12 protein-coding genes, 3 rRNA genes and 2 pseudogenes are annotated in these 20,834 nt (G+C 57.8%); 10 read left to right on the top strand and 7 right to left on the bottom strand.

Annotated elements, in window-relative coordinates; all coding sequences use genetic code 11:
* Positions 1-93: 93 nt before the first annotated feature.
* Positions 94-432: a hypothetical protein gene (locus AB4P97_RS24840; RefSeq protein ID WP_042557024.1), complete on the top strand. Its 339-nt coding sequence runs from the start codon at positions 94-96 to the stop codon at positions 430-432.
* A gap of 98 nt (positions 433-530) precedes the next feature.
* Here AB4P97_RS24840 and lapD read toward each other — a convergent pair whose 3' ends face one another.
* Both lapD and lapG read right to left on the bottom strand, forming a co-directional pair.
* Positions 531-2,477, bottom strand: coding sequence for a cyclic di-GMP receptor LapD (lapD, locus tag AB4P97_RS24835; RefSeq protein ID WP_395601736.1), 1,947 nt, complete (start codon positions 2,475-2,477; stop codon positions 531-533).
* 14 nt (positions 2,478-2,491) lie between these two features.
* Complete coding sequence (lapG, locus tag AB4P97_RS24830) at positions 2,492-3,184, bottom strand: cysteine protease LapG (RefSeq protein ID WP_115148447.1); 693 nt, start codon at positions 3,182-3,184, stop codon at positions 2,492-2,494.
* 197 nt (positions 3,185-3,381) lie between these two features.
* Here lapG and AB4P97_RS24825 point away from each other — a divergent pair, with 197 nt between their 5' ends.
* The 5 genes from AB4P97_RS24825 to AB4P97_RS24805 all read left to right on the top strand — a co-directional run bounded on the left by AB4P97_RS24825 (position 3,382) and on the right by AB4P97_RS24805 (position 10,459).
* The gene (locus AB4P97_RS24825) at positions 3,382-4,092 is read left to right on the top strand and encodes a GntR family transcriptional regulator (protein WP_042557021.1); all 711 of its coding nucleotides are present in this window, start codon (positions 3,382-3,384) and stop codon (positions 4,090-4,092) included.
* Positions 4,093-4,860: 768 nt separating this feature from the next.
* On the top strand, positions 4,861-5,637 hold the full coding sequence (locus tag AB4P97_RS24820; RefSeq protein ID WP_395601735.1) for a DUF3050 domain-containing protein: 777 nt from the start codon (positions 4,861-4,863) through the stop codon (positions 5,635-5,637).
* Positions 5,634-6,563 carry a diiron oxygenase gene (locus AB4P97_RS24815; protein ID WP_395601734.1) on the top strand — a complete coding sequence of 310 codons (930 nt, stop codon included), beginning with the start codon at positions 5,634-5,636 and terminating at the stop codon, positions 6,561-6,563. Before AB4P97_RS24820 ends, AB4P97_RS24815 begins: the two co-directional genes overlap by 4 nt.
* Positions 6,564-6,573: 10 nt before the next feature.
* Positions 6,574-9,969: an amino acid adenylation domain-containing protein gene (locus AB4P97_RS24810; protein WP_395601733.1), complete on the top strand. Its 3,396-nt coding sequence runs from the start codon at positions 6,574-6,576 to the stop codon at positions 9,967-9,969.
* A gap of 22 nt (positions 9,970-9,991) precedes the next feature.
* Positions 9,992-10,459, top strand: a complete 468-nt coding sequence (locus AB4P97_RS24805; RefSeq protein WP_042557017.1) for an SRPBCC family protein — start codon at positions 9,992-9,994, stop codon at positions 10,457-10,459.
* A gap of 135 nt (positions 10,460-10,594) precedes the next feature.
* Here the strand turns inward: AB4P97_RS24805 and AB4P97_RS24800 are convergent, their stop codons facing one another.
* The gene (locus AB4P97_RS24800; RefSeq protein ID WP_371857642.1) at positions 10,595-11,380 is read right to left on the bottom strand and encodes a methyl-accepting chemotaxis protein; all 786 of its coding nucleotides are present in this window, start codon (positions 11,378-11,380) and stop codon (positions 10,595-10,597) included.
* Between the two features lie 117 nt (positions 11,381-11,497).
* Positions 11,498-12,475: pseudogene (locus AB4P97_RS24795) on the bottom strand (cache domain-containing protein); the annotation flags it as partial.
* 329 nt (positions 12,476-12,804) lie between these two features.
* On the opposite strand from AB4P97_RS24795, the gene AB4P97_RS24790 reads away from it, so the two are divergent.
* The 4 genes and pseudogenes from AB4P97_RS24790 to AB4P97_RS24775 form a co-directional block, all read left to right on the top strand.
* Positions 12,805-13,305 carry a sigma-70 family RNA polymerase sigma factor gene (locus AB4P97_RS24790; protein WP_200616467.1) on the top strand — a complete coding sequence of 167 codons (501 nt, stop codon included), beginning with the start codon at positions 12,805-12,807 and terminating at the stop codon, positions 13,303-13,305.
* Positions 13,305-14,306 (top strand): FecR domain-containing protein, encoded by a 1,002-nt coding sequence (locus AB4P97_RS24785; RefSeq protein ID WP_395601732.1) that lies wholly within the window; start codon positions 13,305-13,307, stop codon positions 14,304-14,306. Before AB4P97_RS24790 ends, AB4P97_RS24785 begins: the two co-directional genes overlap by 1 nt.
* A gap of 87 nt (positions 14,307-14,393) precedes the next feature.
* Entirely contained in the window at positions 14,394-16,898 is a 2,505-nt protein-coding gene (locus AB4P97_RS24780; RefSeq protein ID WP_395601731.1) for a TonB-dependent siderophore receptor, read from the top strand.
* A gap of 150 nt (positions 16,899-17,048) precedes the next feature.
* A pseudogene (locus tag AB4P97_RS24775) lies at positions 17,049-17,255 on the top strand (PepSY domain-containing protein); the annotation flags it as partial.
* A 112-nt stretch (positions 17,256-17,367) separates the two neighbouring features.
* Here AB4P97_RS24775 and rrf (AB4P97_RS24770) read toward each other — a convergent pair.
* The 3 genes from rrf (AB4P97_RS24770) to AB4P97_RS24760 form a co-directional block, all read right to left on the bottom strand.
* Positions 17,368-17,483: ribosomal RNA gene (rrf, locus tag AB4P97_RS24770) — 5S ribosomal RNA — on the bottom strand.
* Between the two features lie 105 nt (positions 17,484-17,588).
* Positions 17,589-17,704: ribosomal RNA gene (rrf, locus tag AB4P97_RS24765) — 5S ribosomal RNA — on the bottom strand.
* Positions 17,705-17,861: 157 nt separating this feature from the next.
* Positions 17,862-20,755: ribosomal RNA gene (locus tag AB4P97_RS24760) — 23S ribosomal RNA — on the bottom strand.
* Positions 20,756-20,834 lie beyond the last annotated feature (79 nt).

Here is a 20,834-nt window from a genome sequence, read left to right as displayed (position 1 = left end):
AGCGGTGACGATTGGGTCGCCGCACCGCATACTTGCGCGCAGTTGGCTATGCTGCTGACAGCATGACGCTGGTTCATATCTGAGGGATGCCCAATGTTTTACGTGCAACGCGATGCGCAAGGTGAGTTGATTCGCGTGGAAGCTGCGGCCTACGCCGAGGCCACGGAAACGCTGCCGGCCGACCACCATGAAATCCAGGCCTGGTACGCCAACGAAGCCGTGGAAAACAGCCTCAAACAGCTCAAGCAGAGCGACTTTGAGATGATTCGGGTACTCGACGACCTGATTCAGGTGCTGACCAGCAAAGGTGTGATCCGCGTCACCGACCTGCCGGAAGCGGCCCAGGCCAAGCTGATGGATCGGACTCAGGCGCGTGAGGCATTGGGCGGGTTGAGTCAGTTGATTGATGAGGATGAGGGCGGGTTGATTTAGAAGCAAAAGATCGCAGCCTTCGGCAGCTCCTACAGGAAACGCATTCCAATGTAGGAGCTGCCGAAGGCTGCGATCTTTTCGCTTTCAAATCTTGAGATTTACTTCCAAGGCTTGGGCTCACCCAACAACTGCCCCTGAACCCCATACAAGCCCATCTCGCGAATCACCGACAACTCCCCTTCCGTCTCGACCCGCTCGGCAATCAGCGGCAGATCAATGCTGTGCGCCGCGCGCTGGATGGCTTCGATAAACAGACGCTTGTCGCTCTCCTGATCAATCGCCCGAATGTAGCTGCCATCAATCTTCAAGTACGCCAGCCCTAGCCGCGCCAGGTTGCCGATCATGCTGAAGCGTCCGCCGAAACGTTGCAGGCTCAGGGAGAAACCCAGTTCACGCAGACGCCGGGTCAATTGCTCCAGCACCGCTTGTTCAGGCAATTGCTCCTCGCCGATCTCAAGGGTCAGGCGTGGGCCGAGGTTGGAATGCATCCGCAAAATCTCGAAGATTTTGTTCAATGCCTGTGGGTCCGCCAACGTAGCCGAAGACAGGTTCAGCGCCAACGAATCCTCATGTTCTTTCATCTGCTCCAGCACACGCTCCAGCATCAGGCGATCGAGCCGTGCGGTCCAGCCGAAGCGCTCCAGCCACGGCAAGAAGCGGCCGGCCGGAACGGTCTGGCCCTGCTCGTCGAGCAAGCGCGACAGCACTTTGTAATGCAGCACCAGTTGCGTGTCTTGCGCGGCCACCACTGGCTGGAAATACAACTCGAAGCGCTGCTGACTCAGAGCCTGGTCAAGCAAGCGATGCCAGGCATGGTGATCGTCGCCAACATCGGCGTTCAGGCTGTGATCGATACACGCCCAGTTCTGCTCGCCCTGCCCTTCGGCCTGGGCCAATGCCTGATCGCCGAGACTGAGCACCGCTTGTGGTGAATCACCGTGTGCAAACGGTGCAAGACCGATCGAGGCTACCGCCGCCACGTCAGTTGCGCCGGTGGCGTGGAGGCTGCTCAGGGCACTGTCGAGGTTCTGCGCCAGTTGCAGCGCTTCCTCACGCACCAGGCCCGGCGCCAGCACGGCAAACTCACCGCCACGAATACGCGTGACGAGATTCTGGGTTTCCGGGTATTTGGCGCATTCGCGCGACAGTTGCTCGCCGACCGCTTTCAACAATTCATCGGTGCGCTGACCACCCAGGCGCTGGTTCAATCCGGCCAGATCCTGGACCCGTAACAGCAGCAGATAACCTGAGCTGGCCTGCTCCGCGTTGCTCACGCGATTGTTCAGTTGCATCTCGAAATAACGCCGGTTGGCCAGCCCCGTGAGGTTGTCCTGATAGGACTCGGCGCGCAGTTTTTCGCTGCGCTCGGCCTGCTCCTGAAACAGCGCCTTGAGCTTCTCGACCATCTGGTTCATCGCCTGCACCACACGGCGAAGTTCAGGGGTGCGCGGCAGGTCCGGCAGACTGAGGAATTCACGCCGGGCGATGGCGTGGGACTGTTTGACCATGTAATCCAGCGGCTTCAACTGGCGACGCAGCAGCAGCGCGCCGAGCACCGCACTCACGGCGCCGCAAACCAACAGCCAACCGAGGCTGCCCAACGCGCTCTGCCACAGCTTGGCCACGGCAAACATCGGATGGCTGACCACCTCGACCCGCGCGGCCTGTTCCCAGCCGCGACTGACCAATGCATCACCGCCGGCCGGCTCCAGACCGATCAGTTTGACGAACCAGTCCGGCACGTTACTCACCGTGGGCGCGCCGTTGCGCTCGACGATGGTCTGGTCGGTCTTCACATCGACCACGCGGATGCTCGCGTAGTAACCGCTGTCGAAAATCGAGCTGACCAGCAGCTCGACCATCGCCGGGTCGTCGATATTCGGCGTCAGCGACAACGCCAACGCCGTGGCGGCGTCCTGAGCGTGAGAGCGCAACTGGTTGACGTACTGGGTACGCGAGCTCTCCAGACTGACCATGAAGCTGCCGGTGAAGGCGACCACCAGGAACAGACAGATAGCGAGCAACAGCTGTTTGAACAAGGACATCTGAGCGCGTGCTCCTAGTTAATCGTTTCGATCGCGAAACCTTCGGCCTGCATTTTCTTCAGCACATCCTGCCAACGCGACAGGCGCTTGGTGTCGCCGACCTTTTTGTTGCCCTTGGCGCCCGGCAGATACAAACCTTCAGCATTGAAAGAGTAGACCGGCAGCAAATCGGTTCGCTGGGAGGCAGGCTGAATCGGATCGATCAGGCTGTCGAGCACCAGTGGCATGGCATCGGGAGTGGCATAGTACGTCAGCACCATGTGCGCGCGGTTCTGGCGCAGTGCCTTGACGTAAGTGATGCGCAGCTTGTCACTGGACACCCCGAGATGACGCAGGCTGAAATACTTGGCGATCGCATAGTCTTCGCAGTCACCGGCGCCTTTCCACAGTGCTTCGATGGGGGTTTCCCAATAGTCGACCTCATGCCACAGATCAATGTCTTCGACATAGCGCACCTGTTTGTTGAAGAACAGGTTCACCACTTTGAGTTTTTCCATTTCGCTGACCTGTTTCTGCGTGGCCAACAGATTTTGCCAGGCATCGATCCGCTGCTGTCCGGCGCCCAGCGGTCCGTAGATCGCCGTGGCCTTGCGGCTGATCGCGGAAAAATCCCAATCGGCATTCAGACCGCCCAGCATGAGGCCGGCCAGCAACAGTGCGCAGCCTAGCCAGCGCATCATCCGAGGGATCACGAAACGTACCGCCACAGCAGGTTTCCAGAGGGCAGGAAGGAAAGCGTTTGATGGTGAAGCTTAGCCCGTTAAAAAACAATGGCACCATGAGATCATCGTGACCGCGCTAAACTGTATTGCAGGCGTCGATCCTCTACACGGTTTGACAAGCTGTAGAGCAATCACTAGTGTCCTTTGGATCCAAATTCAGTCGACATACAGGGTGCGTAGTCGTGACACAGAAGCCCAAACCGCTGCAGAGCATTAAAGTCGATGGGCCCATTCCCGCACACTTGGCTCGCTCGATCATTGAAGAAACCTTGCGCGCAGCCATCCTTGATGGACGCTTGCCCTGCGGTACCGCCCTGCGCCAGCAGGATCTGGCCGATCTGTTCGGGGTCAGCCGCATGCCCGTGCGCGAAGCCTTGCGTCAGCTTGAGGCACAGGCGCTGCTGAGTGTGACCGCACACAAAGGCGCAGTGGTTGCGCCGCTGATTCAGGGTGATGCCACGCAAACCTACGAGCTGCGGATTCTGCTTGAGTCCGAAGCCATGCGCCAATCCATTCCGCTGCTGACCGCTGCCGATCACGAGCAGGCGGCCAGGTATATCGACGAGCTCGAGACCCAGCACGATTACACGGAGATCGGCCGGCTCAACCGTTTATTGCACATGGCGATGTACAGCAAGGCACCCAACCGGCGGCTATTACGGCTGGTCGAAGACGGGCTCAACGAAGAAGAGCGCTTCCTGCGCTTCAACCTCGAGGCCATGGGCCTGGGCAAGCTGTCTCAGGACGACCACCGCGCCATGCTGCAAGCGGTGATGGAGCGTGATGTCGAGCGCTCGGTGGCGCTGCTTGAGCAGCACCTCAACCGCGGTGTTGAAGTCATCAACCGCTATCTCGCCAGCCCTGAAGCACAACACCGCAAAGCCGCACGCTGACCCTGCACGCCGGGAGGGGAGCTATGCTTCTGCCCGGCGAATAACCCGCTTACAAATCCCCCGCCCTACGGGCACGAATCCGCTGGCATATCCCCTCCTGCGCTCTAACCTCCTGCGCCAAACAAGCCCGAAATCGGTACGCCTCGCGGTGACCAATCGGTAATAGCCGTGAAGGCCATTTACCCTCAGTCTTGAACCGCCAACACAATAAAGAACGGGCGACGCACCGCACTGAAGGCGCAGTCCCCGCAACAGGAACCTACGGAAGGAGCCTTGTCACGGGAAAAGGAAAGATCGGCGCCGTTCCAGGCCAACTTTCATCCCCTTAAACAACTTCAATTTTTTTAATTTAAAAGTTGCTTCGAGTGAGGCATTCACTCTGTTTATTCGATTTTGGTCTTTATTGACCGAAAGGAGCAACTTCGCCTGAATAAAACTTACTCGAAGAGTTTTATCGGACACTCTCACACTTGAAAAAACGACAACTAAAAATAATTAAAAAATATACTTGTTAAGTTGTTTTCCGATGTATTAGTTTTTCTCCGCCGAGCTTGAGATCTCTTCTCCTGCCGCACATAGCCCCACAGCATGAGCAATAGAGGGCGATACCTCGCCTGACTAGCGCGCTGTACGCATAGACGCTTAGTTCAACTTCATTAACTTGCATGAGGTCACTGCTCGCCCGAAAAAAAGTTTAACGAACCGCCGCTCCATCGATTACGCAGTTGCAACGTATTGTCCATTTCATATCAAGGATAGAGCCCCGTCATGTCTAATACAAAGCACCAACTTTCCCTGAAAAAAGCCGAGCTCAGCGCTCACCCGATTTTTGCCGAAATTGATTCAATGACTGTTTTGCGACGTTTCATGGAAAGCCACGTGTTTGCCGTGTGGGATTTCATGTCACTGACCAAACGCCTGCAGCAGGAACTGACCTGCACCCGTTTGCCCTGGCTGCCGCCGCGTGATCCGCATGCTGCGCGCCTGATCAACGAGATTGTCCTCGGAGAGGAATCCGACGACCGCCTGAGCCACGGTCATTACAGCCATTTCGAGTTGTATCTGGATGCCATGCGCGAAGTCGGCGCTAGCACCTCGGCGGCGGAACGCTTCGTCGCGCTGCAAAAGGAAGGCGTGAGTTATGACGTGGCGCTGCAAAGTGTCGACGTCGGTCCGGCCGCTGCCCAATTCGTCCGTGACACCTTGCGCACCGCCCTGCATGCGCCGGGGCACAGCGTGGCCGCCGCTTTCCTTCATGGTCGCGAAAGTGTGATCCCGACCATGTTCCAGCGCATCCTCGACGACTGGGGCATCGGCATCGAGCAGGCGCCGACCTTTCGCTATTACCTGGAGCGGCACATCGAGGTCGACTCCGAGGATCACGGCCCGGCGGCGGAGCAGTTGCTGGAGCGCCTGGTCAATGGCGATCCGCAACGCGAGGCCGAGGTATACGCCAGCGCCATCGCCGCCGTCGAAAGCCGCATCGCCCTGTGGGATGGCCTGCGCGTGAGCATGCGCGAGCCGTTGGCGGAGGTTGCCCAATGAACGCCGCCGACTATCAGTCCTTTGCAGATGTCTGGGAAAGCCGCGCCACCATCCGCACGCGCCCGCGCCGCATTCTGGAAAACGACGAGCGTCTGATCTATCCGCTCAGTCGCCAACCACTGGTGCTCAGCGAAACATTCCTGCGTGAATGCCCGCAGCAACGTGATTTCGCCTTGGTGCAGACGCTGTACAAGTTCATCAACGACGTGGTGATTTTCGAGACCGAAATCGTCGACAAGACCGCGCGCAGCATTGCCAAGAACCGCTTCGCCGTAGCGTTCCCGTTCGCCTGTCGTTACGACGCGATGACCGTTGTGGTCGACGAGGATTACCACGCGCTGGTGGCGATGGATTTCATGCAGCAGACGGTCGCCATGACCGGCATTGAGCCGATCCGCTTGCCGGATCAAATCGAACTGAGCCGGGCGATTCCCGCCGCTGTCGCGCTGGCGCCGGAACATCTGCGCAGCGCCGTGGAACTGATCTGCGTGGCCATCGCCGAGAACACCGTGACCGGCGACGTGGCGGCGTTCGCCCGCGACGATACGGTCAAGCCGTCGATCAAAGGCCTGATGGCCGACCACTTGCTCGACGAGGGTCGTCATTCCAGTTTCTGGGCGCGGATGGTGCGCATCTATTGGCACACCGCGAGCGTGGCTGATCGTGAAGCCATCGCGAAAATCCTGCCGGTGTTCATCGGCCATTACCTGACCAACGACATCCAGAAATCCTTCGATTTACGCCTGATCGATGCCCTGCAGGTCAGCGAAGGCACGCGCCTTTTGCTCAAGGAAGAGATGACCGGTCTGGCCTTCCCGATCAATCGCCATCACCCACTGGTGGGCAACATCATCAAGTTTTTCCACAACAGCTCGCTGCTCGACACACCGTGCGTGCAGCACGCCCTGCGCGACTACCTGGTTTGAGGAGGCCGACATGAAACGTCTCGATATTTTATTGATTGGCGCCAGCCAGGCGATGACCGACCTGGCGCAGGAACTTGAACAGCAGGGTCACTCCCTGGATCGCAGCGGCGCAGCGAAATCGACGGTGGATTTGATCATTGACGATGGCTTCATTGCGGCTGGCGACTTCTGCGCGATCCCACACCTGCATCTACGTTTGGGGGTCGGTGGGCATAGCAATGCAGGTCTGCCGTCGATCGACCTGCTGTGCTTTCTCGGCTCGACATTGATCAGCCGCGTGCCGATTGGCGATGAGCCGTCCGGCAACGGGCAGGCATTGCGCCAAAGGGTGCTGATGCACGTGGTGGACGAAGTGTCGTTGCTGGTCAGCCGCTACTCCCGCGACCCGGAATACTTGCGGTATGCCGCTGCGGTGACGGCGCCGGATTTCGAGCGGCTGGAAAACCTGCAGTTTCTCGACAGCCTTGCCTACGTTCATCGCCTTAACGCCACAGTGAATGCCGCACTACTGGAACGGGCGCAGATTCCGCTGATCGAGCGCCTGCAACAGAGCCTGATTCGCCACGCCGATCGGCCGGCGCTGCACCTCGCTGAGCAGTCGATCAGCTATCGACAGTTGTATGCGCATAGCCAGGCGATTCAACAGCGCTTGCAGCCCCTGCTCGCCCCGCATCCGCAGCCTTGGGTGGTAGGCATTTGTTTACCGAAAAGCCCCGCGCTGTTCGCCTCGATTCTGGCGATTCTCGGCAGTGGAGCGGTGTATCTGCCGCTGGAACCCAGCCATCCGTTGCAGCGCCAGCAATACATTCTGCAAAACGCGGGCGCGCTGCTGTTGCTGCATGACGGTTTGCACGCGCTGAGCGAATCGATGCCGGGGATGGATGTCAGCCACATCGACAGGGCCGACGCAAACCTCGCGCAACCGTTGATGCGCCAGCGCCCCGAACTCGACGCGCCGTGCATGGCGCTCTACACCTCGGGCACCACCGGGCATCCGAAGGGTGTGTTGCTCAGTCAGGCAAACCTTGCGCACTTCACTGCGTGGTACGCCGACTACACACAACTCAACACCAGTAGCCGGGTACTGCAGTTCTCTTCGCTGAGTTTCGACTCGTCGCTGATCGACATTTTCCCGACTTTGCTCGAAGGCGCCGAACTGGTAGTGCCCGACGACACGCAACGGCGCGATCCGCTGCAACTGGTCGCACTGATTCGCCGCCGACAACTTACACACGCGTTCCTGCCACCGGCGCTGTTGAGCATCCTGCCGCTGGAACAACTGCAAGGCGTGCAACAGGTAATGACGGGGGGCGATGTCTGCGAGCCGTTCGTCATCGAGCAACTGACCCGCCAAGGCAAACTGCACAACCTCTACGGCCCCACTGAAGCCACGGTTTTGATCACCGCGCGGCAGCTCGTACCGGGTGACAGCAATCGTACGCTCGGTGCACCGATCGCCAACAGCCATGTGCTGATTCTCGATGACGACCTGCAACCGGTGGCCGAGCACACCGTCGGCGAATTGTTCATCGTCGGCCCCGGTGTCTGCCTCGGTTACCTCAACAACCCACAGCAGACCGCCGAACGCTATCTGACCCTCGACCTGCCGGGCGGCGAGCAACTGCGCGCCTATCGCAGTGGCGACATGGCCAAGTGGGGCGAGCACGGCATCGAGCTGTGCGGGCGACGCGACAATCAGGTGAAGATCCGTGGCTTTCGGGTCGAGCCGGAAGAGATAGAACGCTGCCTGCGCGAGAGCCAGTTGTACCGACAGGTGGCGGTGGTGATCGACAGTCAGCGACGGATTCTGGCGTTTCTCGCCCAGCCGCAAACGGACGCCGCCCGCGACGCATTGAAAGCCCACGCCCAGCAGTTTTTACCCGACTACATGCAACCGGTGGCGTGGACTGAGCTGCCGAGCATGCCGTTCGCCAGCAATGGCAAGGTCGACCGAAAAGCGCTGCTGGGGTTACCGGTGAGCGTGCAGGACAACGGCCCGAAATGCCTGCCGGCCAATGAAGACGAGGTGCTGCTGCTGGAGATCTGGGCGGAGTTGCTGGAGCTGCCGACCAGCGATATTTCCACCGACGAGAGTTTCTTTAATCTCGGCGGCCACTCGATTCTGCTGTCGCGCATGTTGTTGCGCTTGCGTGAGGAATTCGGCCGCAGCATCTCGATCAATCGCTTCATCGAACAGCCGACCATCATCAAACTCGCCACGCTAGTGCGCGGCACCGATGACAGCGCCGTACTCAGCGTCCAGGCCATGGCCGACGCCGAGCGTACGCTGGACATCGAACCGCTGCCAATCAGCCGCATGGGCGATGTGCACAAGGTGATCGTCACCGGCGCCAACAGTTTTGTCGGCGTGCACATCGTCGAGGCGCTGCTCGGTTGGGGCGCCAGTGAAGTGGCGTGCCTGGTGCGCGACGGGGGCGGGCAAACAGCGGCGCAGCGCTTCGCTCAGGCACTGCGCGAAAACCGGCTGGAACATCTGGATCTGAGTCGGGTGCGGGTGTACGCGGCAGACATCACCCGTCCGCAACTCGGGCTGGGGGAGGACGACTATCAACGGCTGGACAGTGAGTTCGGTGCGCTGGTGCACAACGCGGCCAACGTCAATCACGTCCTTGATTACGAGTCGCTGGCAGCGGACAACGTCGAGCCGATTTTCGAGCTACTGCGCCTGTGCGAAGGGCGCAGCAAAAAGGTCTTCAATTTTGTCTCGACACTGTCGGCTTCAAGCACGGTCGACGACGCGGGTCGGGTGCTGGAACTGCCTGCCGCGCCGACGCCACCGATCTACATCCGCAATGGCTATAACCTGTCGAAATGGGTCGGCGAACGCATCCTCGAACGGGCGCGGACGCTGGGTGTACGGGTCAATCTGTATCGCCCCGGCAACATCAGTTTCAACAGCCTGAGCGGCGTCTGCCAGCCGCACAAAAACCGCTTGATGCTGATGCTCAAAGGCTCGATTCAGCTCGGCCAGGTGCCTGCATTCGCACTGAATTTCGACCTGATGCCGGTGGACTTTCTCGCCCGCTTCATCGCCTTTCACGCCAGCCGTTATTCGGCGGAACGGGCGGTGTTCAACCTGCACAACCCCGAGCCTCTGAGCTGGGACGCCTACGTCGCCTCGTTCCGCGATACCGGCAGCGAGTTCTCGCTGGTCAGCGTCGCCGACTGGCAACAACAACTGGGACGGGTCGACGCCGACAACGCGCTGTTCGGCGTGCTCGGTTTCTACCTCAACGGCTTCGAAGAAGACATCGGCGACATCTCTCTGATCGGCCACGCCAACGCGCAAGCCGGCGTGCAGCAGATGGGCGCGCATTACCCGGAAAAATCCCCGGCGCTGCTGCGCCGCGGCTGCGATTACCTGAAAGAAATCAACTTCATCTAGTTCATCAAAAAGGAGCAATACCATGAACACTCTGCAACCCGACACCCTGATCAAAAACCCGCACGGCTGCCACGTCATGTCTTCGGTTGAAGTACCAGCAGAAGCGACGAAAGTCTGGGCGGTGGTCGGCGACTTCGGCGGTTTCGACCGTTTCATTCCGGCGCTGTCGCACATCGAGATGACCGGTGAGGGTGTGTCCTCGCTGCGCAAGAAATTCTTCAGGGATGGCAACGTGGTGGTTGAACAACTCAACTCCCGCGACGAGCAGGCGCAAAGCATGACCTGGACGACGATCTACAACACGCTGGGCGTGGCCAATCTTTGGGCGGCGATGAAGGTTGAATCGTTGGGCGAAGGGCAGTCGCGGGCGACCTGGACGATCATTGCCGAGCCGGCCAGTGGAGGGGCGGAGGCATTGCCGGGATTCAAGGATTTTGTGCAGGGGTTTGCGGATGATGCGATGGGGAATGTGTTGAAGCTGTTCGTTTAGGGCTTGAGTTGAGCGGTGGGTGAACTACCGCCATCGCTGGCAAGCCAGCTCCCACAGGGTCCAGGTCGTTCACAAATGTTGTGTTCGCCAAAAAACCTGTGGGAGCGGACTTGTCCGCGATGAACGATAACGCGATCAGATCTTGAAGCTGTCCACCAACTGCTTCAAACGATTCGCCTGCTGCGACAACGCATCACAATCCTTCAACGTTTCGTTGAGGTTGGCCACGCTCTGCTGGTTCAACAGGTTGATCTGGTTAACGTCGACGTTGAGGGTTTCCACCACCGCCGTCTGCTCTTCAGTCGCAGCGGCTACCGACTGGTTCATGCCGTCGATTTCGCCGATGCGCTGGGTCACGCTGACCAGGCGCAAACCGGCCTGATTGGCCACTTCAACGCTCTGCTCGCTGGACGCCTGGCTGGCGTTCATGGTGCTCACCGCCTCACGCGAACCGACCTGCAACGACGTGATCATCTTGTGGATCTCTTCCGCCGATTCCTGGGTGCGATGGGCGAGGTTACGTACCTCGTCCGCCACTACCGCAAAACCGCGTCCGGCTTCACCTGCACGTGCTGCTTCAATCGCGGCGTTGAGCGCCAGCAGATTGGTCTGCTGCGAAATGCCTTTGATCACATCGAGGATGTGGCCGATGTTGTCGGTGCTGGCGTTCAGCGTTTCGATCTGCGTGCACGACAGGCTGATCTTCTGCGACAACTCGGTCATCGCCAGAATGGTTTGCTCCACCACCTGGCGACCGTCATCAGCCTGCTCACTCGCGCCGCTGGCGTGCTGCGAAGCATCGGCAGCATTGCGGGCGATTTCCTGAGTGGCGGCACCCAGTTCGTTGATCGCGGCGGCGACGCTGTTGGTGCGCGCACTTTGCTCGTCCGAACCGACGATGGAGGCGTTGGACGAAGCCATCACGCGTTGCGACAGGTCATGCACCTGGCGGGTCGCCGAAGACACTTCGGAAATCGACGCGTGAATCCGCTCGACAAACTGGTTGAACGAGCTGCCCAGTTCACCGAACTCATCTTTGCTCTCGACCGCCAGACGACGCGTCAAATCGCCTTCGCCCTGTGCGATGTCCTGCATCGCGCGGCCCATGGTGATCAGCGGACGCATCAGCACAGTGATCAAAAGGCTCAGGAACACGGCAATTGCACCCACCGCCACGAACATGGCGATCAGCGCCGAAGTACGGAACTGGCTGAGTGCGGCGTAGGCCTTGTCGCGATCGATCGACAGACCGATGTACCACTCGGCATTGGGCAAACCACTGACCGGGGTAAACGACAGGATGCGTTCCTGACCGTTGAGCACGACGTTCTGGTTGCCCTTCTCGATGCGGACGCTGGTGTTCGGGTAGATGTCTTTCAGGTTTTTCATCACCTGATCTTTGTCCGGGCTGACGATCACCTGGCCGTCACCGCTGACCAGGAACGCATGGCCGATGCCACCGAAGTCCACCGAGTTGATGATCTTCACCAGGGTTTCCAGGCTCAGGTCACCGCCGACCACGCCAATCAGCTCGCCGTTCTTCTTCACCGGCATGGCAATGGTCACTACCAGACCGCCGACAGCGGCCATGTACGGCGGCGTCAGCATGGTTTTGTCGGCTACCACTGCTTGCTTGTACCAAGGGCGCTGACGCGGGTCGTAACCGTCCGGCATCTTCGCGTCTGGGCGTTGGGTGAATACACCGTTGGCCTGGCCGACGTAGGTGAACTGGAAGTTCGAGGTGAAGGCTGGTTGATCGACCAGGCCCGGAAAGTCGGCTTCCTTGCCCTGATGGGCAACGTTCTGCGCGAGGTTTTCCAGCACCAGGATCCGCCCGCTCATCCAGTTCTGCACGCTGCTGGCGGTCAGATCGCCGGCCTGCTGCACGGAGGACTGGAGGTTCTGGCGAATGGTGTTTCGCTGCAGATAGTCGTTGTAGAGGGTGAATAAAGCGAAAGCCAGGACCACGACGCCCGAGGCGGCCAACAGGATTTTATGGCTGAACTTGAGATTCATTTCATGGGACTTCTTATGCAAAAGTGGGTATGCGTTCGGGGATGCAACATTCCATGTAGCTCCAAATATCCAATAGCTGGCAGGCAGCGTTCTGATGGCCGCTCTACTTTGGTGCACGCATGTCTCACCAGTCTGTCGGCACGTTTCGGAGAAATCTTAGGGCTGTGTGGGAAATGGATGGCATTAATGTCGGATTCCCGCCGAACGGCGTGCCAGAGCTGTCGCCTCTGTGTTTTTTATGAACGTTCTTCGAGGGAAGGTTGCAAAATTTCCTACCCTTGATAAAAATGCGACTAATTATCATTTGTGTCGTTCGGGCTGCCGCGTTCATGTCCTCACCTGAGTTTGCAGTACAGGCGCTTTACAGTAGTCATCACGGCTGGCTGAATGCCTGGCTGCGCGCGCGGCTCGGCAACGCGGCCGATGCAGCGGATCTGGCGCAAGATACTTTTGTACGCTTGCTGCAACGCACCGAACGTCTCGAACTCAAGACCCCTCGCGCCTTCCTGCGTACCATCGCGCGCGGCCTGGTGATCGACCACTGGCGCCGTGAAGAGATCGAACGTGCGTATCTGGAAACCATCGCCCATCTGCCCGAGGCCGAAACGCCGAGCGCCGAAGCCCGCGCGCTGGTGATCGAACTGCTGGAAAGCATCGCGCGCATGCTTGAAGGATTGAAGCCAAAAGTGCGTCAGGCGTTTCTTCTGGCGCAGTGCGAAGGTTTGACGCACAAGCAGATCGCCGAACAGATGGGATTATCGCTGCGTTCGGTTGAGCGCTACGTCGCCGATGCGCTCTATCACTGCTATGTGCTGCGGTACGACAGCTGATGCCTGTGGACAAGTTATCCCTCGGCCGCCGCGCCGAGCCCCAGCAACAGGTGGTCAAGCAGGCGATTCACTGGCTGCTGCGTCTGCGCAACAACCACGGTAATTCACGCTTGAGCCGCCAGTGCGAACAATGGCGCGCCGAGCATCATGAACATGAATTGGCGTGGCAACGGGTGCAGTCGCTGCAAGCCGAATTGAGCCACAACCTGCGCGCGGTGCCGGGTGCGCAAGTGGCGTTGAATACGTTGGAAAACAGTGCGCAGGGCCTGGGCCGGCGCCAGGCGTTGAAGCTGTTGTCTGGCGCATTGTTGCTGGGCTCCGCTACATGGCTGGCCAAGGACGCTTCGCCCTGGCAGCAATGGCGCGCCGATTACGCCACCGCGACGGGCGAGCGGCGTGGATTCCAGTTGCCAGACGGCACGCGGATCGAGCTCAACACCGCCAGTGCGGTGGATCTGGATTACACCGCGCAGCAAAGGCTGATCAAACTCACTCGCGGCGAAATTCTCGTCACCTGCGGCGGCGCGGACGAGGGCTCAGCCTTTGAACGGCCGCTGCGTGTGCAAAGTCGTCATGGCGTTTACGAGCCTCAGGGCGCGCGGTTCGTTTTGCGCCAGGACAGCGATTGCACGCGACTGAGCGTCACCAGTGGGCGTGTTGCCATTAACGCTGGCGGCACCTCGATCGAGGCGCTCGCCGGGCAGAGTTATCTGATCGATCACCATCACGTGCGCGCGGCGCCACCGCTGAATATGGATGTCGGCGCGTGGGCCGACGGTTTGATCGTCACGCGCAATATGCGTCTGGGCGATTTCCTCACTGAGGTCGGTCGTTATCGTCAGGGCTTTTTGAGCTGCGCGTCGGATGTGGCTGATTTGCGTCTGTCCGGCGTATTCCGCCTGGAGGACACCGACAAACTACTAGCGATCCTGCCGCGGACCTTGCCGGTGCAGCTGCGCTATCGCACTCGCTGGTGGGTAACCCTGGAAGCTGCAGTCTGAAATTTTTTTGGCGGGTTTTCGCAGCAAGTCCGGCTTAGTCAGTAAGCACTTCAACTCAGCCTTCGCGACTTCCTACGGAAACCTGAAATGACTGTCCGTACCACCTGTAAGAACCCTCTGAATTCCACTGCCGAATCGGGCCTGCTGCGCCACGCCGTTCGGGCAGCACTGTTCTCCACTGCGTTGGGCGTTGGTGCGTTACCGAGCCTGAGCCTGGCGGCCACTGCCAGTGCCAATGAGGTCAGCCATCGCTACAACATCGCCGCCGGGCCGTTGGGTGACGCGCTGAATCAGTTCGCGCGCCAGGCCGGCATCACGTTGTCGATGACCCCACAGCAGACTCAGGGGCGGCAATCCCTCGGGGTACAGGGCGAATACTCGACCGATCAGGCCTTCAGCCATTTGCTCGGCGGTTCGGGGCTCGAAGCGGTCAGTCAGGATGGCAGCAGCTATGTTCTGCGTTCGGTCGCAGAAACCGTAGCGCTGGCCTTGCCGACCACGGACATCAAAGGCTTCGCGCTCGGCAATGCGCTGGGCAGTATGGACGGCTACAACGCCACTCACAGCCAGATCGCCACCAAGACCAGTACCGCGTTGCGTGAAACGTCGCAAAGCGTGTCTGTGGTCACCCGTGAGCAAATGGATGACCAGGGCGCACAAACGGTTTCGCAAACGATGCGCTACACACCGGGCGTGCTGACCAATCCTTATGGCGCCACGCACCGTTACGACTACGTGGCGATGCGCGGTTTCAACGACGGCTCGGTGGATAACATCTACCTCGACGGCCTCAAGTCGATGGGCGACAGCGGCACCTACAGCACCATGCAGGTCGATCCGTATTTCCTTGAGCGCGTGGATATTCTCAAAGGCCCGTCGTCGGTGCTCTACGGCCGCAGCTCGCCGGGTGGTCTGGTGGCGCTGACCAGTAAAAAACCGTTGTACGAGACGTATCGGCAGGTGCAAGCAACGGTCGGCACGCAAGGCCAGCGCGGTGTCGGTTTTGACTTCAGCGGCCCGGTCGATGACGACAAGCGTATCGCCTATCGTCTGACTGGTTTGTCGGATCAGTCCGACACACAATTCGACCACAACAAGGAAAAGCGCTTCGCCCTCGCGCCGACCCTCAGCATTGATTTCACTGAGGACACGTCACTGACGCTACAGGCGTATCTGCAACACGATCCGGATGGCGGCTACCACGGTGGCGTACCCGCCGACGGTACGATTCATCAGCGTAATGGTCAGCGGATCTCGCCGCACTTCTTCGAGGGTGAGCCGAGCATTGATGGCTATTCCCGTGATCAGCAATCGTTCGGTTATCAGTTCGAGCATCGCTTCAACGATGTCTTCACGGCGCGGCAGAACTTCCGTTACCTCGATTCCAAAGTGAACATGGATCAGGTCTATGCCTATGGCTGGACCTCGCCGACCAGCAACGAGTTGAACCGCTACTACACGGGCGGTGACGAGCGCCTGCATGCCTTTATCGTCGACAACATGCTGCAGGCCGAATTTTTTACCGGCGCGACCAAGCACACAGTGCTGATGGGGGCGGATTATCAGCGGCGCAAAACCGTGGTCGACTGGACCAGCGGCGGCCTCGCACCGATCAACGCGTTCAATCCGGTTTATGGCAACTCGGCGATCGACCTGTACGGCAAGACCAGTTACCTGCGTCGACTGGAGCAAACCGGCGTTTACCTGCAAGACCTGATCGAGATGAACAAATGGCGCTTCTCGCTGGGTCTGCGTCAGGACTGGGTTGAGACGTCTGACGAAAACCGCATCGCCGAGGCCGGGCGCCCCGAGGGCAGCGAAATCAAAGACCAGCGCACCAAGCTGACTGGCCGCGCCGGTGCGCTCTACCTGTTCGATAACGGCTTGGCGCCTTACATCAGCTACTCCGAGTCGTTTAACCCTAACTCCTATGCCGACAGCGCGGGCAATCCGTTAGCCCCGACTGATGGCACGCAGTGGGAAGTGGGCCTGAAGTATCAGCCGCCGGGCACTGACGACCTATTTACCGCGTCGCTGTTCCACATTGATCAGGAAAACCTGGCGACCAAACTGCCGCAGGAAAACTTCTACCGCGCTGTAGGAGCTGTCCGCTCTCAGGGTCTGGAACTGGAAGCGCACATGCAACTGAGCGATCACCTGAAAGTCCTCGGCAGTTACACCTTCACTGATATCGAGTATTCGAAGTCGATGATCAGCACGCTGAGCACTCCTACCGACGTGATCGAGAACAAAGGCAATTCACCGACCCAAGCGCCTCGGCACATGACGTCGTTGTGGGCTGACTATAAGTTCGACAGTGCGGCACTCGATGGTCTGCGTTTGGGCGGCGGGGTGCGTTATGTCGGCTACAGCTGGGCGGACGCGGAGAACACCATGAAGGTCCCGTCCTACACGCTGTTCGACGCGTCGATTGGCTACGACCTGGGCAAAGTCGGCTTGAAGGGCGTTGACGTACGCCTGAACGCGAACAATCTGACAAACGAGTCCTACGTGGCATCCTGCGCCAGCCTGAACTTCTGCTACATGGGCGAAGAGCGCAATGTTGCAGCCACGGTCAGCTATCAGTTCTAAGCCATTGCCTTGTGCATAAAAAAGCCAGCCCCGGATGTTCAGGGGCTGGCTTTGTCGTATCAGTGGGGAAACATTTCATGCGCGCTGCCCGGCAACTGGGGATTGCTGCTGATGGGGTCGGTTGCCGTTGCTTGGGTGATCGATTGTTTCTGGCTGTTCTTTCACGGTACGGATGGGCGATTGCTAGGGCAGGAAATCGCAGGACATGGGACGTTGGGAGAACAGTTTTATCGGTTGCAGTTACCGATACATGGTGGACGGATCATCGGGTTTACTGGCCAAGTGATGATCGCGGTATTAGGCGTTTTGATTGCGGTTTTATCGGCAACTGGTGTCCGCATCTGGTGGCGCAAGTGACAGGCTCGACGTATCAGCAAGGCTCGCAAAGCAGCTTGATGGTTTGATTTTTATAAGCTCTGAAACAACAAAACCCCTGTCTGCGTTAGCAGACAGGGGTTTCGGAATTTAATCTTGACGATGACCTACTCTCACATGGGGAAACCCCACACTACCATCGGCGATGCATCGTTTCACTACTGAGTTCGGGATGGGATCAGGTGGTTCCAACGCTCTATGGTCGTCAAGAAATTCTATAACTGGCCCGTCAACACGATGACGAGACAGCAAAAACGGGTACTTCTACTAAAACAAAACCCCAACTGCTTTCGCAATTGGGGTTTCGGAATTTAATCTTGACGATGACCTACTCTCACATGGGGAAACCCCACACTACCATCGGCGATGCATCGTTTCACTGCTGAGTTCGGGATGGGATCAGGTGGTTCCAACGCTCTATGGTCGTCAAGAAATTCGGGTACCGAGTCGTGGCCAGATGGCCTCGCTTCAGCAAATTGGGTATGTGACAGCTTTCGGTGTTTTGTGAACATCGAACTTTCGGTTCGTTTCGTCTTCACACACCGCAATCTGATGCTCTTTCGAGTAGTCAAATTGCTTGGGTGTTATATGGTCAAGCCTCACGGGCAATTAGTATTGGTTAGCTCAACGCCTCACAGCGCTTACACACCCAACCTATCAACGTCGTAGTCTTCGACGGCCCTTCAGGGAACTCAAGGTTCCAGTGAGATCTCATCTTGAGGCAAGTTTCCCGCTTAGATGCTTTCAGCGGTTATCTTTCCCGAACATAGCTACCCGGCAATGCCACTGGCGTGACAACCGGAACACCAGAGGTTCGTCCACTCCGGTCCTCTCGTACTAGGAGCAGCCCCTCTCAAATCTCAAACGTCCACGGCAGATAGGGACCGAACTGTCTCACGACGTTCTAAACCCAGCTCGCGTACCACTTTAAATGGCGAACAGCCATACCCTTGGGACCGGCTTCAGCCCCAGGATGTGATGAGCCGACATCGAGGTGCCAAACACCGCCGTCGATATGAACTCTTGGGCGGTATCAGCCTGTTATCCCCGGAGTACCTTTTATCCGTTGAGCGATGGCCCTTCCATACAGAACCACCGGATCACTAAGACCTACTTTCGTACCTGCTCGACGTGTCTGTCTCGCAGTCAAGCGCGCTTTTGCCTTTATACTCTACGACCGATTTCCGACCGGTCTGAGCGCACCTTCGTACTCCTCCGTTACTCTTTAGGAGGAGACCGCCCCAGTCAAACTACCCACCATACACTGTCCTCGATCCGGATAACGGACCTGAGTTAGAACCTCAAAGTTGCCAGGGTGGTATTTCAAGGTTGGCTCCACGCGAACTGGCGTCCACGCTTCAAAGCCTCCCACCTATCCTACACAAGCAAATTCAAAGTCCAGTGCAAAGCTATAGTAAAGGTTCACGGGGTCTTTCCGTCTAGCCGCGGATACACTGCATCTTCACAGCGATTTCAATTTCACTGAGTCTCGGGTGGAGACAGCGCCGCCATCGTTACGCCATTCGTGCAGGTCGGAACTTACCCGACAAGGAATTTCGCTACCTTAGGACCGTTATAGTTACGGCCGCCGTTTACCGGGGCTTCGATCAAGAGCTTCGCGTTAGCTAACCCCATCAATTAACCTTCCGGCACCGGGCAGGCGTCACACCCTATACGTCCACTTTCGTGTTTGCAGAGTGCTGTGTTTTTAATAAACAGTCGCAGCGGCCTGGTATCTTCGACCGGCATGAGCTTACGGAGCAAGTCCTTCACCCTCACCGGCGCACCTTCTCCCGAAGTTACGGTGCCATTTTGCCTAGTTCCTTCACCCGAGTTCTCTCAAGCGCCTTGGTATTCTCTACCCAACCACCTGTGTCGGTTTGGGGTACGGTTCCTGGTTACCTGAAGCTTAGAAGCTTTTCTTGGAAGCATGGCATCAACCACTTCGTCATCTAAAAGATAACTCGTCATCAGCTCTCGGCCTTAGAATCCCGGATTTACCTAAGATTCCAGCCTACCACCTTAAACTTGGACAACCAACGCCAAGCTGGCCTAGCCTTCTCCGTCCCTCCATCGCAATAACCAGAAGTACAGGAATATTAACCTGTTTTCCATCGACTACGCTTTTCAGCCTCGCCTTAGGGACCGACTAACCCTGCGTCGATTAACGTTGCGCAGGAAACCTTGGTCTTTCGGCGTGGGTGTTTTTCACACCCATTGTCGTTACTCATGTCAGCATTCGCACTTCTGATACCTCCAGCAAGCTTCTCAACTCACCTTCACAGGCTTACAGAACGCTCCTCTACCGCATCATCCTAAGATGATACCCGTAGCTTCGGTGTATGGTTTGAGCCCCGTTACATCTTCCGCGCAGGCCGACTCGACTAGTGAGCTATTACGCTTTCTTTAAAGGGTGGCTGCTTCTAAGCCAACCTCCTAGCTGTCTAAGCCTTCCCACATCGTTTCCCACTTAACCATAACTTTGGGACCTTAGCTGACGGTCTGGGTTGTTTCCCTTTTCACGACGGACGTTAGCACCCGCCGTGTGTCTCCCATGCTCGGCACTTGTAGGTATTCGGAGTTTGCATCGGTTTGGTAAGTCGGGATGACCCCCTAGCCGAAACAGTGCTCTACCCCCTACAGTGATACATGAGGCGCTACCTAAATAGCTTTCGAGGAGAACCAGCTATCTCCGAGCTTGATTAGCCTTTCACTCCGATCCACAGGTCATCCGCTAACTTTTCAACGGTAGTCGGTTCGGTCCTCCAGTTAGTGTTACCCAACCTTCAACCTGCCCATGGATAGATCGCCCGGTTTCGGGTCTATTCCCAGCGACTAGACGCCCTATTAAGACTCGCTTTCGCTACGCCTCCCCTATTCGGTTAAGCTCGCCACTGAAAATAAGTCGCTGACCCATTATACAAAAGGTACGCAGTCACAGAACAAAGTCTGCTCCCACTGCTTGTACGCATACGGTTTCAGGATCTATTTCACTCCCCTCTCCGGGGTTCTTTTCGCCTTTCCCTCACGGTACTAGTTCACTATCGGTCAGTCAGTAGTATTTAGCCTTGGAGGATGGTCCCCCCATATTCAGACAAAGTTTCTCGTGCTCCGTCCTACTCGATTTCATGACTAAGAGATTTTCGCGTACAGGGCTATCACCCACTATGGCCGCACTTTCCAGAGCGTTCCGCTAATCTCAAAGCCACTTAAGGGCTAGTCCCCGTTCGCTCGCCACTACTAAGGGAATCTCGGTTGATTTCTTTTCCTCAGGGTACTTAGATGTTTCAGTTCCCCTGGTTCGCCTCTTGCACCTATGTATTCAGTACAAGATAACCATCTTATGATGGCTGGGTTCCCCCATTCAGACATCTCCGGATCAAAGTCTGTTTGCCGACTCCCCGAAGCTTTTCGCAGGCTACCACGTCTTTCATCGCCTCTGACTGCCAAGGCATCCACCGTATGCGCTTCTTCACTTGACCATATAACCCCAAGCAATCTGGTTATACTGTGAAGACGACATTCGCCGAAAATTCGATAATACTCAATTCAGAGTAACTC

Origin of the sequence: Pseudomonas sp. A1230 (genome assembly GCF_044218825.1) — a bacterium.
In the GTDB taxonomy this organism is placed as follows: domain Bacteria; phylum Pseudomonadota; class Gammaproteobacteria; order Pseudomonadales; family Pseudomonadaceae; genus Aquipseudomonas; species Aquipseudomonas iridis.
The sequence above is the reverse complement of the archived record's forward strand: the minus strand, read 5'-3'. Positions and strand labels throughout refer to the sequence as shown.